General features: G+C 70.1%; 13 protein-coding genes. 7 read left to right on the top strand and 6 right to left on the bottom strand.

Annotation, left to right across the window (positions count from 1 at the left end):
* Positions 1-135: 135 nt before the first annotated feature.
* The 3 genes from ACZ5VQ_RS30870 to ACZ5VQ_RS30860 form a co-directional block, all read right to left on the bottom strand.
* Positions 136-3,369: a glycosyl hydrolase family 95 catalytic domain-containing protein gene (locus ACZ5VQ_RS30870; RefSeq protein ID WP_469107763.1), complete on the bottom strand. Its 3,234-nt coding sequence runs from the start codon at positions 3,367-3,369 to the stop codon at positions 136-138.
* Between the two features lie 190 nt (positions 3,370-3,559).
* The gene (locus tag ACZ5VQ_RS30865) at positions 3,560-4,456 is read right to left on the bottom strand and encodes a S1 family peptidase (protein WP_469107762.1); all 897 of its coding nucleotides are present in this window, start codon (positions 4,454-4,456) and stop codon (positions 3,560-3,562) included.
* Between the two features lie 772 nt (positions 4,457-5,228).
* A complete protein-coding gene (locus ACZ5VQ_RS30860) occupies positions 5,229-6,128 on the bottom strand; it encodes a LysR substrate-binding domain-containing protein (RefSeq protein WP_469107761.1) in 900 nt (299 codons plus the stop codon).
* Between the two features lie 153 nt (positions 6,129-6,281).
* Between ACZ5VQ_RS30860 and ACZ5VQ_RS30855 the strand changes: the two genes are divergently transcribed.
* Positions 6,282-7,295: an aldo/keto reductase gene (locus tag ACZ5VQ_RS30855; RefSeq protein WP_469107760.1), complete on the top strand. Its 1,014-nt coding sequence runs from the start codon at positions 6,282-6,284 to the stop codon at positions 7,293-7,295.
* Positions 7,296-7,386: 91 nt separating this feature from the next.
* Complete coding sequence (locus tag ACZ5VQ_RS30850) at positions 7,387-7,818, top strand: SRPBCC family protein (RefSeq protein ID WP_469107759.1); 432 nt, start codon at positions 7,387-7,389, stop codon at positions 7,816-7,818.
* A gap of 41 nt (positions 7,819-7,859) precedes the next feature.
* On the opposite strand, the gene ACZ5VQ_RS30845 is transcribed toward ACZ5VQ_RS30850, so the two are convergent.
* Both ACZ5VQ_RS30845 and ACZ5VQ_RS30840 read right to left on the bottom strand, forming a co-directional pair.
* Positions 7,860-8,396, bottom strand: a complete 537-nt coding sequence (locus ACZ5VQ_RS30845) for a P-loop NTPase family protein (protein ID WP_469107758.1) — start codon at positions 8,394-8,396, stop codon at positions 7,860-7,862.
* 237 nt (positions 8,397-8,633) lie between these two features.
* Positions 8,634-10,166, bottom strand: coding sequence for an MFS transporter (locus tag ACZ5VQ_RS30840; protein ID WP_469108013.1), 1,533 nt, complete (start codon positions 10,164-10,166; stop codon positions 8,634-8,636).
* A gap of 367 nt (positions 10,167-10,533) precedes the next feature.
* Here ACZ5VQ_RS30840 and ACZ5VQ_RS30835 point away from each other — a divergent pair, with 367 nt between their 5' ends.
* The 5 genes from ACZ5VQ_RS30835 (at position 10,534) to ACZ5VQ_RS30815 (ending at position 15,234) form a co-directional block, all read left to right on the top strand.
* Positions 10,534-10,905 (top strand): hypothetical protein, encoded by a 372-nt coding sequence (locus ACZ5VQ_RS30835; protein WP_469107757.1) that lies wholly within the window; start codon positions 10,534-10,536, stop codon positions 10,903-10,905.
* A 95-nt stretch (positions 10,906-11,000) separates the two neighbouring features.
* On the top strand, positions 11,001-12,971 hold the full coding sequence (locus ACZ5VQ_RS30830) for a potassium transporter Kup (protein ID WP_469107756.1): 1,971 nt from the start codon (positions 11,001-11,003) through the stop codon (positions 12,969-12,971).
* 162 nt (positions 12,972-13,133) lie between these two features.
* Complete coding sequence (dhaK, locus tag ACZ5VQ_RS30825) at positions 13,134-14,126, top strand: dihydroxyacetone kinase subunit DhaK (RefSeq protein ID WP_469107755.1); 993 nt, start codon at positions 13,134-13,136, stop codon at positions 14,124-14,126.
* Between the two features lie 81 nt (positions 14,127-14,207).
* Positions 14,208-14,807 (top strand): dihydroxyacetone kinase subunit DhaL, encoded by a 600-nt coding sequence (gene dhaL, locus ACZ5VQ_RS30820; protein WP_469107754.1) that lies wholly within the window; start codon positions 14,208-14,210, stop codon positions 14,805-14,807.
* A gap of 1 nt (position 14,808) precedes the next feature.
* Complete coding sequence (locus tag ACZ5VQ_RS30815; protein WP_469108012.1) at positions 14,809-15,234, top strand: PTS-dependent dihydroxyacetone kinase phosphotransferase subunit DhaM; 426 nt, start codon at positions 14,809-14,811, stop codon at positions 15,232-15,234.
* Between the two features lie 11 nt (positions 15,235-15,245).
* Here the strand turns inward: ACZ5VQ_RS30815 and ACZ5VQ_RS30810 are convergent, their stop codons facing one another.
* Entirely contained in the window at positions 15,246-15,980 is a 735-nt protein-coding gene (locus ACZ5VQ_RS30810) for a glycoside hydrolase family 75 protein (RefSeq protein ID WP_469107753.1), read from the bottom strand.
* Positions 15,981-16,233: the final 253 nt, after the last annotated feature.

Here is a 16,233-nt window from a genome sequence, read left to right as displayed (position 1 = left end):
TCTGCGGTAGCCGAGCAGCCACGACATCGGGCCTTCGGAGAGCGGCCAGGCCGACGACCCGTGCCGCGCCGGTCCCGGCGGCGGGCGGCAGGCAGTCGTCGGCCCGGCTGCTGCGGCAGCGATCCGGTGCCGCCGTCAGGACCTGGCCGGCTTCACCTTCTTCTCGACGCCGTTCACCCGCACGGTGACGTTCCCCCGGTCCCGCGCGCGGTCGGCGACGATTCGATAGGACGTGACCTTCCCGTTCCGCCACTCGCAGTCGACCTCGTAGCCGCCACGGGCGCGGAGCCCGGTGAAGGATCCCTCGGCCTTCCAGCCGTCCGGCAGGGCGGGCAGCAGGTGGATCACACCGTCGTGGCTCTGCAGGAGCATCTCCGCCACGGCGCCCGTGATGCCGAAGTTGCCGTCCATCTGGAAGGGCGGGTGGTTGCCGAACATGTTGGGCAGCGTGTTGTACGTCAGCAGTCCGCGCAGCATGATCTGGGCGCGGTGCCCGTCACCGAGACGCGCGAAGAGGGCCGCCCGCCAGGGCCAGGTCCACGAGCGGCGGCTGTCGCCGGACACCGTCCCGGCCGTGAACGGGACGCCTTCCTTCTCGCCGCACCGCGCCTTGAGCGAGACGAGGGCGGCGGCCGCGAAGTCCGGTGTCTTCGGGGTGATCTGGCGGCCCGGGTAGACCGCGAAGAGGTGCGAGGTGTGGCGGTGGATGTCGGTGGGGTCGTCCAAGTCCTCCTGCCACTCCTGGAGTTGACCCCACTTGCCGATCTTGTTCGGCGCGAGGCGTGCCTGCATGTCCGTGACCTTGGCCCGGTAGGCGGGGTCCGTCCTGAGCGCCGCCTCGCAGTCCAGGTAGTTCTGGAACAGGTCCCAGATGATCTGCTGGTCGTACATGACGCCGTCCTCGCGCGGCCCGTGCTCGGGGGACCAGCCGTTCGGTGCGACGAGGAGTCCGTCCTCACGCTCCTTGAGATGGTCCTCCCAGAACTCGCAGATCTCCTTGATCATCGGGTAGGCGATGGTGCGGAGGTAGCCCAGGTCCTGGGTGAACGCCCAGTGCTCGTACAGGTGTTGGGCGTACCAGGCGCTCGCGACGGTGTTCCACTCCCAGGAGTTGCCGCCGAAGATGCTCTGGCTGGTGCGGGCGGTCCAGCCACGGGTGTCCTTGCCGAAGGCGTTGCGGGTCGCCACGCGGCTGGGCACCGCCACCTGCTCGATGAACCGGACGAGCGCCTCATGGCTCTCCGGCAGGTTCGTCGTCTCGGCTCCCCAGTAGTTCATCTGGATGTTGATGTTGGTGTGGTAGTCCGAGGCCCATGCCGGCTGGTTGCTGTCGTTCCAGAGGCCCTGGAGGTTGGCGGGCAGGCCGTTCGGGCGGGAGGAGCTGATCAGCAGGTACCGGCCGTAGTCGAACATGGTCTGTTCGAGTGTTGGGTCCTCGCCGCCCGCCGCGTAACGCGCGAGTCGGGCGTCGGTCGGCAGCGCGACGACGGCGGCGTCGGAGGTACCCCAGGCGACCGAGACACGGTTCATGAGGGCGCGTATCTCGGCGGTGTGCTCGTCACGCAGCTTGTTGTAGGACCTGGCGGTCGCCTTGGCCAGCGTCCTGGCGACGATCGGTGCCGGATCGGGGCCGCGCCACCCTGCGGCGGCGTCGAGCTTGTAGTCGGTGCGGGCATCGAGGAACAGGGTCAGGGTCGTACAGCCGCTGAACCGGAGCACCGACCCGTCGGCGCGGAGGTCGCCGTCGGTGTGCACGGCCCGCACGGTGCACGTGTGCTTGAGCCCGTTGCCCATGACACCGCTGAAGGCGATCCGCCCCGCGCCGGCGTCGACGGTCGTCGGGGCCTCGTCCTGTCCGGACGTCAGCGAGATCGCTCCGGAGAGTCCCCGGGCGGCGTCCGACGTGTACCGGAAGACCATGACGTCCGCGGACCGGCTGGCGAAGGCCTCGCGCACGACGCGCTGTCCGGGCGCGCCGAAGCGGGTGACGTGGACGCCCTTCACGAAGTCGAGGCTGCGCTGGTAGTCGACGACCGACCGCTGCGTACGCGTGTCGAAGCCCCCGCCTTCCAGCGCGATCTCCGCGATCTGGAAGCCCTTGGAGGACGCGCCGGGCGTCAGGGTGAGCCGGTAGACGCGGTAGGCCGTGCTGTTGGTGATCCGGAAGGTACGGGTCTTTCCGCGATCGGCGAAGGGCGCTCCGGGGTTCTGCGTGTCGAGGGTCGTCCAGGCACGCCCGTCCTGCGACGCCTCCAGCACCCATCGCCGGGGGTCGTCCCGCGGCCGGTCCGGGCCAGCCGTCAGCGCGTACGAGGTGACGGCGACCGGGCGGGGCAGCTCGGCCTGCCAGACGACCTTCGACTCGGCGTCGTCGACCCGCCAGACCGTGGCCGGATCACCGTCCACCGATCTGGAGATGTCCGTACCACGGGACTTGGCACCGGAACCGGACCCCGAACCCTTGGAGTGCCCGCTCGGTGAGGACAGATAGATCGAACCGCCCCCGTCGAGGTCGACGCCGGACAGGCCGATCTCGCTCACCTGGAAGTGGCTGACGCCCGCCTTGGGGACGAAGTCGAACCGGTAGAAGCGGTAGGCCGCGGACTCGGTGCCGGTGCCTGTGTCGGCGCAGGTGAACTCCTTCGTCTGGAAACGGCTCTCGAAGGGCGCCTCCAGCGTGCGGCTGTCCAGCGTGGTCCAGGAGGTGCCGTCGGCCGAACCGGAGAACTTCCACTCCTGCGGGTCGCGCTCCGGCACGTCGTTGGCACTCGTCAGACGGTAGGACGCGACCTCGACGGGTTCGGGAAGCTCGACCTGCCACTGCACCTTCGAACCCGGCCCCTCGATGCACCACTTGGTGCTCGATTCACCGTCGTACGTCTTGTCGACGCCCTCCGACGAGGAGCTGCTGTACGGTCCGCCCGGGGCCGTGATCCTCGGTCTCGCACGGGGAGCGAAGGTGACGACGACGTCGCCGAAGTTCCGGTACGAGCCGAAGCCGGTCATGCCGGTGTCGAAGTCGCTGTCCGGCTTGCCGGCGAGAGCGTTGTCGTAGTTGTTGAGGCCGCCCCACAGGCTCTGTTCGTTGAACTGGATGCGCTCCTCGTAGGGATCGGCGAAGAGCATGGCGCCGAGTCGGCCGTTGCCGATCGGCAGGGCCTGCGACTGCCAGTCCAAGGCGGGCACGGAGTACTTCAGCGCCTTGCGCGACAGGGTCGGCCACTGGACGCCCGCCGGCGCGCCGGCCCCCGCGGCGACGGCCTGTCCCACGGGGATTCCGCCGGTCAGCTGAGTGATCAGGGGCGCAACGGCGAAGGCACCGCCGAACTTGAGGATGCTTCGTCGCTGCGGTTGGGATTCATTGATCACGGTGAGGTCTCCCGGCCCATTCATCGGCTCTATCGCAGAGGAGGTCGCAGCCACATCGACACCTGTCGAGGGCGCGATCATCGTCGCCGTGGAATAGATCGGATGTCTAGAGGTGTGCAGCAGTTGACGAAGCGGGTCGCGAAGAAGCGGCCCCGGGCTGGGCCTCCGCCCGCCCGAGGCCGGCGACTCGTCAGTAGACGGACAGGCCGTAGGCGCTCAGCACTTCCTGGATCGGCTGGTAGTAGGTGGTCCCTCCCGAGGTGCAGTTCCCGGAGCCGCCGGAGAGGATGCCGATGACCTTGTCGCCCGCGTAGAGCGGACCGCCGCTGTCACCCGGTTCGGCGCAGATGTTGGTCTGGATCAGCCCGTAGACGATGTCTCCGCCCCCGTAGTTGACGGTCGCGTTGAGCGCGGTGACCCTGCCGCAGTGGACACCGGTGGTCGCTCCGCGACGGCAGACGCTCTGGCCGACGTAGGCGGTCGCGGTCCCGGTGACGTCGACGGTTCCGATGGTGCCGGGGTGCGGCACGGCCGGGTTGGAGTACCGGACGACGCCGAAGTCGTTGCCGGGGAAGCTGGTGCCGGTGGTGGGGCCGACCGTCGTGGTCAGGCCGGCACTGGTGTACCAGGTGGGCAGGCCGTCGGTGCAGTGGCCCGCGGTGACGAAGTAGTAGGTGGAGCCGCTCACCACGTTGACCCCCACCGAGCAGCGCCAGCTGGAGGTGTATATGGCGTCGCCGCCCGACAGGAGGGTGCGCAGCCGGCCGTCGACCCGTTCCACGGTCATGGCACCGGCGAAGCCGCCGGTGGCCCGACGGACTGCGGCCAGGTCCGCTTCCCCGACCGTGGAGTCGGCGAGCACCCGCAGCTTCCCGGTCCGTTCGTCCACGGCCCAGCTCGTCCCGGCGATCCCCAGGGATTCGACGGCCGAGGCCGCGCCGGCCACCGAGGCGGCGGACGGTGCGGCGCCGGCCGTGGGCGCCGCGGTCGCGTTGGTGCCGGAAACCGCCAGGGCGGCCACGACGAGCAGGCTCAACGCCGAGGCGACGAGCCGGGAACGTCTGATGGTGGTACCGCGTGCTCTCATCACCCGAATCTCCCCGAAGACGGTCGGTCAGGTTCAAGCGCGCCCGACCGGTCGCCGGGCGTGCCGTGCTTCCGTGCCGTGATGCCGGTGCGTGCGCGGTTACGAAGGGCGCGTCCGTGCCCCCGACATCCCATCGGGGACACGTGATGGCTCGCGGCTGCGGCGGGACACGGCCACGGCGTGACCGACGAGGCCCGGTGGAGCCGGCCAACGCTTCATTGTCCCCGTCCGCGCCCGGCGGTGGTAGGCCGTCTCCGGCCGTAAAGCCCGAGCGCAATCGCACGCGGACTTGCCACCGGTCGGTGGGAGCACTGGTTCGCCAACTGACCAACCTGGTATGTGATTTGACCCAAGTCCTCGATCTCCGACGCCTGTTCCCGGGTCTGCGGTACCCGTCGGCACCACAGACCCGGGAGCGTGGATCAGAAGTTCAGCTTCCAGCTGTCGACGTAGCCGGTGTCGATCGGGTAGCGGTCCTGGACCCCTTCCGGCCGCTCGATGGCGGCCGTGTGGGAAGACCGGACGGTGGTGTCGGCCCTCCGGGGAGAACGTGCGATGAGTGCCGCGCGGCGGGAAGATCTTCACACTGAAAGGTCGCCAGTGTCATGGCCTGAACAAACAGTTGTCCGGAACGAGGTCTTGCCGTTCACGTCCGAACGGGCATGGGGCGAGGGCGACATGCACTTTTGCACGACGTAAACGATTGCCCCACAGGTGCCTCCTCGGCCACATCAGTTGCAGGTTGCACGAAGCAGGGGCGAATCGTCCTCGCTCAGGCGGCGCCCCGGCCCGCGAGGACCGTTTCGCGGAACGAGGCCACCACGGGGCGGAGGTCGACCCGGTGCCAGGCCGCCCACAGCTGAACGGACCCTCCGTGCCAAGGCAGTTCGCGTACCGCGACACCGTCGGTCGTGCCGCGCATCATGCTCTTCTGGATGAGTGCGAGGCCGAGTCCGGAGGCGACCAGGCCCAGTGCGGTGAGTGGATCGGCCGCGTCGAGACGGATGTCCGGGGTGAACCCGGAGGCCACGCACGAGGCGACGAACGTGTCGCGCCAGGCCGGGTCCTGGGAGTCGCCCACCGCGATCCAGGGCTGCCCGTCGAGGGCTTCGGGGGTCAACTCCCCCTGCTCCACGAGGGGATGCTCCGCGGGCAGCGCCAGCAGCAACGGATCCTGCAGCAACGGGGCCGTGTTCAGGTCCGGGTCGCCCTCGGGCGGCGGTGTGCGCACCAGCGCGATGTCCAGGCTGCGCTGACGCAGTCCCTCGAACTGCTCGGCCGACTCCTGGTCGTACAGCGCGACGTGAATGCCCGGACGCTGATCGCGCAGTGTGCGCAGGGCGGTGGGCAGGATGCCCGTGTGCATGGCGTCGGCCACGTAGCCGATACACAGGCCGCCCTCCTCGCCACGGCCGAGCCGCCGGCCGAGGTTCTCCAGCCGGTCCGCGTGGCGCAGCAGGGCATGCGCCTCGGTCAGGAAGACCCGGCCGTCGGAGGTCAGCCGGATGCGCTGCTGGCTGCGCTCGAAAAGGGTCAGGCCCAGGTTCTTCTCCAGCTGGGCGATCTGCCTGCTGAGGGGCGACTGGGAGATGTGCAGCCGCTCGGCGGCACGGCCGACGTGTTCGGCCTCGGCGACGGCGACGAAGTAGCGGAGTTGGCGCAGGTCAAGCATGTAGGACCTCGGAGGACTCAAGTATGTCCAAGCAAGTCTTGGACAGTCTCATCCATGGATCCTAACCTCGAACACGCAAGGCCGACGGATCGCACATTCAGTGATGAATCCTCTGCAATCGGTATCACCCTCGCTATCGCAAGGATCCCCCCCATGAGCATCAAGCCCATCCTGCCCGGCGCCCTCGGCTTCGGCACCGCACCGCTCGGCAACATGTTCCGCGCCATCCCGGACGAGGAGGCCGCGGCCACCGTCCAAGCCGCCTGGGACCAGGGCATCCGCTACTTCGACACCGCGCCCTTCTACGGCGCCGGCCTCTCCGAGATCCGGCTCGGCGACGTACTGGCACAGCACCCCCGCGACGAGTTCGTCCTCAGCACGAAGGTCGGCCGCGTCATCTTCGACGAGATCGAGGACCCGGCCGTACGCGACCTCGGCGAGAAGGGCGGCCTCTTCGAACACGGTCGCCCGAACAAGATGGTCAACGACTACACCGCCGACGCCACCCTCCGCTCCATCGAGGACAGCCTCAAGCGCCTGCGGACGGACCGCCTCGACATCGTGTGGGTGCACGACGTCGCCCAGGACTTCTACGGGGACGAGTGGCTGGCCGCGTACGAGAGCGCCCGCACCGGCGCGTTCCGCGTACTGCAGAAGCTGCGCGAGGAGGGCGTCATCAAGGGCTGGGGCCTGGGCGTCAACCGCGTGGAGCCCCTGGAGCTCACCCTCGACCTGGACGAGCCGAAGCCCGACGCCTTCCTCCTCGCGGGCCGCTACACCCTCCTCGACCATGACCGGGCCTTGCAGCGTCTGCTGCCGGCCGCTGCCGCCCAGGACGTCGACATCGTGGTCGGCGGCCCCTACAGCTCGGGCATCCTCGCCGGAGGAACGCACTTCGAGTACCAGCAGGCGCCCGCGCACATCATCGACAAGGTGGAGCGGATCAAGGCGCTCGCCGAGCGGCACGGGGTCGGTATCAAGTCCGCCGCGCTGCAGTTCTCCCTCGCCCACCCGGCGACGGCAGCCGTGATCCCCGGCGCCACCAAGCCCAGTCGCATCGCTGAGGACGTCGCCGCTCTCGGCGAGACGATCCCGGCCGCGTTCTGGACGGACCTGCGCGAGGAGCGGCTGATAGCTCAGGACGCTCCGGTGCCCGTTGCTGCCTGACCCGGTCGCCTGCACACCTCGTACACCCCAGGCACTCCGTACACCCGCACACCCGCACACCCGCACACCCGCACACATCCAGGAGGATCCCGTGGCCACGACCGCCGCAACCCTCGACATCCCCGCCTCCGCCGACCGCGTCTGGCAGCTCATCGGCGGCTTCGACTCACTGCCCGACTGGCTCCCCTACATCCCCGCCAGCGAACTCAGCGACGGCGGGCGTGTCCGCAGTCTCCGCAACGAGGACGGCGGAGTGATCGTCGAGCGACTCGAAGCCTTCGACGACAAGGCCCGCACCTACAGCTACTCCATCCTCCAGGCGCCCTTCCCCGTCACCGGCTACCTCTCCACCCTCACGGTGCACGAGATCCCCGGGCAGGACACGGCCCGCGTGGAGTGGTCCGGCACCTTCACACCGGACGGCGTCAGCGACGACGAAGCCATCGCCTTGTTCCACGGCATCTACGCGGACGGCCTCGCCGCGCTGAACCAAACGCTCGCTGCTCACAGCCATCGCGCATAGCGAGGCGGCATGCGGGCCCGGCCTGCCCGCCCTGTCCGAGGTCAGCCCGCGGCGGGGTGGGGCCGGCCGCCCAGCCACGCGGTCGCCTCGCGCGGGGAACCCAAGTGGACGACCTTCAGGGGCGCGAAGCGTGGGTCGGTCGTGCGGCGGTTGATCTCGGCGCGGCGGGCCGCGTGCTGGGTCCAGGACGACCACGCGGGGTGGTCGCCGCTGAACCAGGAGGACAGCGCCTCCACGTTGCCGCCGAAGACCCGCTCGCGCAGCAGGGTCCGTCGCAGGGATCTGCGCAGTACGCGCGGCATGACGACGGCTCTGGGGTAGTCGAGCCAGATCACGGTGTCGGCGCTGGTCCACAACAGGTCGCGGACCTCGGGGTGGCCGAAGGAGTCGAAGATCCAGGCGGGGGCGGCGGCGATCTTCGCGACCTGTTGGCGGAAGTCGGGGTCGACCGCCCAGTCGGGACCGGTGAACACGAGCGAGTCCATCTCGTGGAACGGCAACTGGAGCCGGGCGGAAAGGGCTTGCGCCATGGTGGTCTTCCCGGCTCCGGTGATGCCGACGACGAGGATGCGTTGCACGCACGGATGCTACGGGCATCGGTCAGCCCTCGGCGAAGCCGTTTTCGTCGGCTTCCCCGACCTGCAGATCACCATCGAGGACATGTTCGGCCGCCGAGGAGTGGGTCGCCCCGGACATGACCAGCCTCATGCAGCAGATCTCACCCACCCCGGCCCGCCACTGACACCAGGCCGTTCACCGAGTACGGCGTCAAAGCGGCCGGGCCGGGCGGAAGTTGTGCTCAACGGAAGGTGTACTCAATGGCGTACGGGTGCCTGCGTGGGCGTCTCCTGCGCCGTGGCCGCCGCCTGGCCGCCCGGGTGGCGCAGGGCACAGAGGAAGCCGATGCCGAGGGCGACGGCCATGCCGTAGAACACCCACTGGTTGGCCTCTGCGAAGTCCATGCGGATCGAGGACATCGCATCGCGCATGGTCGTCGCGACCGGACCGTCGCCGGTGGGGGTACGGGCGTCCGCCTGGCCTGTGATCGACTGCGTCACGTCGCCGGCCACGGAGTCGACCTGGTCCGCCGGTACCCCGCGAGTCCGGAGGGTGCTCTCCACGTTGTCCGTCATGGTGTGCGTCAGCATGGTGCCGAAGACGGCAAGTCCGATGCTGGCCGCGTAGTTGCGGACGGTCTGGGTGATGCCGGTGACTTCGCCGTAGGAGGCGTCGATCGCCCGGTTGACGGCGTCCGTCGAGGCCGGGGCGAGGATGAATCCGATGCCCGCGCCGGCGAGCGCGACGTACGGCCACTGGTCGTGCATGGACAGTTCGGTCAGTTTGCCGGCCCAGAGGGCGAACCCGACGGCGCCGACCACGCAGCCGATCTTCAACGCGGGGCGGGCTCCCCGCTTGTCGAGGATCCGGCCGCCCCACTGGGAGGCGATGGCGAACCCCACGAAGAAGTACAGCAGGTACAGGGCGGCCTGGTTGGCCGAGGCACTGAGGGAGACCTGGGCGTAGACCGAGGCGAAGAAGAACACGGGAACGAACGCCAGCATGGCGAAGAAGAGCACCAGCGAGTCCACCGTGAAGGCCCGGTCGCGGAAGACAGACAGGTTGATCAGGGGGTGGCGGGTGCGCAGTTCGTAGCGGCAGAAGACGTACAGCACCGCGAGGCCGCCGACGATGCAGGCCCACGTCGCCACGCTGTCCCAGCCCCAGGCCGACGCCTGCTGGAAGCCGAGCACGCTCGTGCCCATCCCGACGGCGATCAGCAGGGCGCCCTTCACGTCCAGCGGTTCGTCGCGTCGCCGGTCGGAGACGTGGGCGAGCGCGGTGAGGATCAGCGCCACGACGGCGACGGGGACGTTGACCCAGAAGATCGCCCGCCAGGTCCAGGTGGTCAGCCAGCCGCCGAGCAGCGGTCCCACGGCGGTGAGGGCACCGGTGAGGCCGAAGAACAGGGCCAGGGCACGCCCCCGCCGCTCGATCGGGAACACCGCCACGACGACCGCGAGCGCGGCGGGAAAAAGCAGCGCCGCTCCGAGTCCCTGAGTCGCCCGGAAGGCGACGAGCCACGTCAGTGCGTAGTCCCCGTCGGGTACGCAGCCGCACATCGCGGAGGAGATGACGAAGATCAGGGTGCCTGCCACGACGACACGACGTGGCCCCAACAGGTCGGCGAGGCGCCCGCCGACGGCGAAGAACGCGGCCAGGGACAGCAGATAGGCGTTGACCACCCACTGCATTCCCGAGGCGGAGAGGCCGAGTTCGGAGACGATGTCGGGCGCCGCGATCGACACGATCGTCTGGTCGATGAACGTCATAGCCACCGCGAACATCATCGCCGCGAGCGCCAGCGGCTGGGAGGCCGCGCGTCCGGCACCGGATGCGCTCTCGTTGCGTTGCGCGTGCGTACGGCTCACCTGGTCAGTCTGCGTCGGAACCGTTGACGCCGCACCCGGAGCACATCCCCAACGGCTACAAGCACAGGGGGCGCTGGGCAAGCGCCGGCAGCGGACAACGACGCCCCGTACGCGGGCCTGTATGCGGCTGCCGAGGGCATCGGCCGGCCCGCCGACGTCCCGTCCTCCGGCCCCTGTCGCCACACTGCGGCTCGGGCTCACGCGTCGGGCGGGCTTCGTCCACCTTATGGGCGAATTCGGGGGCTTCGGGTCGGTGGGCTTCGGTGGGAGCAGCAGTATGAGGCAGGTGACCGCGTCCTCATCCGGTTCCTCCTCGGCCGACGTCCCGCAGCAGGTCGGCCTCCGAGGCGACGCACGCTTCGAGGGCATCGCTCATGCCTCCTGGTGGCAGATGGCCGCCCGGCTGCCCCGCACGCTCGCCGCCGCGGCCCGCCTGGGCTGGGCCGCCGACCGGCCCGCGATGCTCATGCTGGACGAGCCCACCTCCGCGATGGACCCCCGCGCCGAGTACCTGGTGATCCGCCGCTTCAAGGAACTCGCCGCCGGGAAGACCGCAGTCTTCGTCACCCAGGGCCTGGAGACGCCCGGATCGCCGTGCGCGCCCGGAGCCGAGAACGAAGCACGCGGCTCCGCCGGTGAGTTCGAACCGCCCGTGTGACCGGCGCCCCTGCCGACGGTCGCGCCAGGGGATCGGTATCGTCCGCCCAGATGCCCCGGTCTGCGGCTCAGGGGACGGCACGGAGGAGGAGCACCATGGCCGATCGCCGGCAGGAAACCGCGTCGGATGACGGATCCGCGTCACGGGTGGAGGAGGCCCGTCGGGCACGCACTCGCGACACGGTGCGGCTCGCGGTGGTGATCGGTGCTCTCAGCGTGGTCTTCGGCGACATCGGGACCAGCCCGATCTACACCCTCCAGACGGTGTTCAACCCCGAAGACCCGCACCCCGTCCCGGTCACCACGGACAATGTGTACGGGGTGGTGTCGCTGGTGTTCTGGTCGGTGATGATCATCGTCACGGTCACCTACGTGCTGCTGGCGATGCGCGCCGACAACGACGGTGAGGGCGGCATCATGGCGCTGATCACCCTGCTGCGGCGGTGGAGTTCACAGCGCGGGCGCCGGGCCACCGTCGTACTGGCCGCGCTCGGCATCTTCGGTGCGTCGCTGTTCTTCGGTGACAGCATGATCACCCCGGCGATCTCGGTGCTGTCCGCGGTCGAGGGACTCAAGGTCGTCGAGCCGTCGCTGGACGGCGCGGTCGTGCCGATCACCGCGGTGATCATCGTGCTGCTGTTCCTGGTGCAGCGCCGGGGAACCGCGGCGGTGGGCCGGGTGTTCGGCCCGGTCATGATCGTCTGGTTCGTGGCCATCGGCACGTGCGGCGTCGCCGGTGTCGCCGACCACCCGGGCATTCTCCGGGCACTGTCGCCGACGTACGCCCTTGGCTTCCTGTTCGGCCATTGGGGCACGGCCTTCTTCGCCCTGGCCGCGATCGTGCTCGCGGTCACCGGCGCCGAGGCGCTCTACGCCGACATGGGGCACTTCGGCCGCCGGGCGATCACCCGGGGCTGGCTGTTCCTCGTACTGCCCGCCTGTGTCCTGAGCTACCTGGGCCAGGGCGCGCTGATCCTCGACGATCCGGACAACATCAGCAGCCCGTTCTTCCTGCTCGTGCCCGACTGGGGACGCTGGCCCATGGTCATCCTTGCGACGGCGGCGACCGTGATCGCCTCCCAGGCGGTGATCACCGGCGCGTACTCGGTCGCCTCCCAGGCTGCCCAGCTGGGCTACCTGCCGAGGCTGCGCATCGCGCACACCTCCGAGTCCACCATCGGTCAGATCTACGTCCCGTGGATCAACTGGCTCCTGATGGTCTCGGTCCTCACTCTGGTCTTCGCCTTCCAGAGCTCCGCGGCGCTGGCCTACGCGTTCGGCATGGCGGTCACCGGCACCATCACCATCACCACCCTGCTCTTCTTCTACATCGCCCGTGGCAAGTGGGGTACGCCGCCCTGGCTGCTCGCCATCGGCGCGGGCGTGCTCCTCCTCGTGGACCTGCTGTTCGTGGCGGCCAACATGACCAAGCTCGTCCACGGGGCGTGGCTGCCGCTGCTGATCGGCCTCACCGCGTTCACGGTCATGACGACCTGGCAGCGCGGCCGCCAACTGGTCACCGAGGAACGCGCACGCCAGGAAGGGCCGTTGCCCGAGTTCATCGACGACCTCCGCACAGGGCAGGAGCCGACGATCCGGGCGCCGGGCACGGCCGTCTTCCTGAACCGGGACAAGGAGACCGCGCCCCTGGCCATGCGGGCCAACGTCGAGCACAACCACGTGCGGCACGAGCAGGTCGTGATCCTGTCCATCGGGACCGAGCCCGTGCCCCGCGTCCCGGCCGACCGGCGAATCGTCGTCGACGACCTCGGGTACGCGGACGACGGGATCATCCATGTCACCGCCCAGTTCGGCTACATGGAGACGCCGGACGTACCCGGCGCACTGGCCATGCTCGACCCGGCCGACACCGAAGGACCGCTGCAACTCGACCAGGCGTCCTACTTCCTGTCGAAAATCGAGCTCCGTCGCGGGAAGGCCCCGACGATGGCACCCTGGCGCAAACGGCTGTTCATCGCCACCTCGTACATCACGGCCGACGCCGCCGAGTACTTCAGCCTGCCCCGCGACCGCACGGTCATCATGGGGTCGCAGATCGAGGTGTAGACCCGGACCCGCGAGGTGCACCGCGGTGGGAAGCCACGGCGCAGGCGCAGGTGACCTTCGCTGCCACAAGGTTGATACTGCCCAGAGCAGTACTCCAGCCGCCGCATGTCCGACCAAGAACGCAGGACGAGGCCCGCCTGCCGGGCTCACCAGGAGGTACCCATGAAGATGCTCATCAACGTCGCGGAAACCGTTGTCGCGGACGCGCTGCGGGGCATGGCGGCCGCGCATCCCGAGCTGACCGTGGATGTCGAGAACCGGGTGATCGTACGGCGGGACGCTCCGGTGCCCGGGAAGGTGGGCCTTGTTTCGGGTGGCGGCTCGGGGCACGAGCCGCTGCACGGCGGGTTCGTGGGCCCCGGGATGCTGTCGGCAGCCTGTCCCGGCGAGGTGTTCACGAGCCCGGTGCCGGACCAGATGGTGCGGGCGGCGGCTGCCGTGGACAGCGGCGCCGGTGTGCTGTTCATCGTGAAGAACTACACGGGTGACGTGCTCAACTTCGACATGGCGGCGGAGCTGGCCGAGGACGAGGGCATCCAGATCGCCAAGGTCCTCGTCAACGACGACGTGGCCGTGACCGACAGCCTCTACACGGCCGGCCGCCGCGGCACGGGCGCGACGCTGTTCGTGGAGAAGATCGCGGGCGCAGCGGCCGAGGAGGGTCAGCCACTGGAGCGGGTGGAGGCGCTCGCCCGCCAGGTCAACGAGAACTCGCGCAGTTTCGGCGTCGCGCTCAGCGCCTGTACGACTCCGGCCAAGGGCAGCCCCACCTTCGATCTGCCGCCCGGGGAGCTCGAGTTGGGCGTCGGCATCCACGGCGAGCCCGGCCGGGAGCGGCGGGCCATGATGACCTCGCGGGAGATCGCCGACTTCTCGGTGAACGCGATCCTGGAGGACATGAGCCCCCGCAATCCCGTCCTGGTCCTGGTGAACGGCATGGGCGCCACGCCGCTTCTGGAGCTGTACGGCTTCAACGCGGAGGTGCAGCGGGTGCTGATCGAGCGCGGCGTCCCGGTGGCGCGCACGCTCGTCGGCAACTATGTCACTTCGCTCGACATGGCCGGCGCCTCGGTGACCCTGTGCCAGGTCGACGAGGACCTGCTGCGGCTGTGGGACGCGCCGGTGCGTACGGCGGGCCTGCGCTGGGGCGTGTGACGCTCCCCCGGCCCGTGCCGGTGCGATCCCCGGCCCGTGCCGGTGCGACCGGTCAACACCTTTACCACGCAAGGAGATCCAGTGCTCGACGCCGACTTCTTCCGCCGTTGGATGACGGCGACCGCCGCATCCGTGGACCGAGACGCGGAACGGCTGACCGCCCTCGACTCGCCGATCGGCGACGCCGACCACGGCAGCAACCTGCAGCGCGGCTTCAGGGCCGTGGCGGCCACGTTGGAGAAGGAGGCGCCACAGACGCCCGGCGCCGTCCTGATGCTCGCCGGACGGCAGCTGATCTCGACGGTGGGCGGCGCGTCCGGGCCGCTGTACGGGACGCTGCTGCGCCGCACGGGCAAGGCGCTCGGTGACGCGGCCGAGGTCGACGAGCAGGGGCTCGCCGATGCGCTGCGCACCGGTGTGGACGCGGTGATGCAGCTCGGCGGCGCCGCGCCCGGCGACAAGACCATGATCGACGCGCTGGTGCCCGCGGTCGACGCGCTCGGTGAGTCCTTCGCCGCGGGACGGGCGGCCGCCGAGGAGGGCGCCCTGGCGACCACGCCGTTGCAGGCCCGCAAGGGCCGGGCGAGCTACCTGGGTGAGCGCAGCATCGGACACCAGGACCCCGGTGCCACCTCCTCGGCCCTGCTGATCGCGGCGCTCGCGGAGGCGGCCGGTGAGTGACATGGCGAGCGCGACGGGAGGCGACGAGAAGCTGGTGGGCATCGTGCTCGTGTCGCACAGCGCGGCGGTGGCCGCCTCGGTCGCCGAACTGGCGAAGGGGCTCTCCGGCGGCGGTACGACCGCTCCGGTGGCACCCGCGGGCGGCACCGAGGACGGCGGCTTCGGCACCAGCGCCGAGCTGATCTCCGCCGCGGCCGCGGCCGTGGACCGGGGCGCCGGTGTCGCCGTCCTCACCGACCTCGGCAGCGCGGTCCTCACCGTGAAGGCGCTGCTGGCCGAGGGTGACGAACTCCCGGCGGGCACCCGTCTGGTGGACGCGCCCTTCGTCGAGGGCGCGGTGGCGGCGGTCGTCACGGCGTCCACGGGAGCCGACCTGGCGGCGGTGGAGGCGGCCGCCGCGGACGCGTACAGCTACCGGAAGGTGTGAGAGGGGCGCCCTCAGCGGGCCACGTTCCGGCGGACGAACTCCCGGGCCAGTCGCTCGCCCTCGGCGACGGCCGCCCGGGGGTTCTCGATGGGAGACACGCCGGAGCCCTCGAAGAAGATGTACGTGACCCCGGAGGCGGCCCCGCCGCCCTGCGGGTCGGGGCGGATGCCGAGGCCCCGGGCCGTGGCGTACGACGCCTCGCCGATGAGGTCCTCGGGGCCGAGGTCGCCGACGACCGCGTACTGCACACGGTCGCCGTGGATCACGGCGGCGACCGTGCCGCTGCGGACGCCGTGTTCCTCGTGGTCCCAGATGTGGCTCGCGGCGGGCACGACGACGTACGGAAGGGTCGCGGCGTCGAGCTGGTTGCCGTCGGACTGCTGGAAGGCGGTGGCGTCGGCGAAGAGCGGGTCGGTGCTCTCGTTGCAGTACGGGCCGCGGCGGCCGTCACAGTCGATGTCCAGGTCGGCCTTCCAGAAGACCGCGCCGCGCTTTCCGCAGACGGGGATGTCCGCGGGCGCCCCGTTGTCGGTTCGGTAGAGGCCGCGGGAGACGGGCACGCAGTCGCGCACCGCGGCCAGCAGGTCGGCGGCCCGGACACCCCCTGCGGATCCGGCGTTCCCCGGGGGGCCCGCGTTTCCCGCGCGCTCGTGCACGGCGTCGGGCAGGGGGGCGACGTCGGAGATCGTGGTGGGGGCTAGCAGGGCAGCGCCGGCCGCGGCCAGCGTCAGCGACTGGGCACGCACGATAAGAGACCCTCTCCTGGGCGGGCACTGACGAACACTCAGCCCAATCTGGTGGGGGTTCGATCATGCGGCCACCGTTGGGGGGCCGTACGGAGCACGCCCGGTGACGTCTCGTCGGGGGCCGGGGGGGGGGGGGGGGGGGGGGGGGGGGGAGGGGGGAGAGGGGGGGAGGGGGGGGGGGGGGGGGGAGAGAGGAGCAGCATCGATCAGAGGAAGAACTTGAACCAGTCGGGGTTCCACTCGGCGAACACGA

Source organism: Streptomyces sp. NPDC033178 (assembly GCF_055577685.1).
Note: the sequence above shows the minus strand (reverse complement) of the source record. Positions and strands in the feature narration are given on the sequence as shown.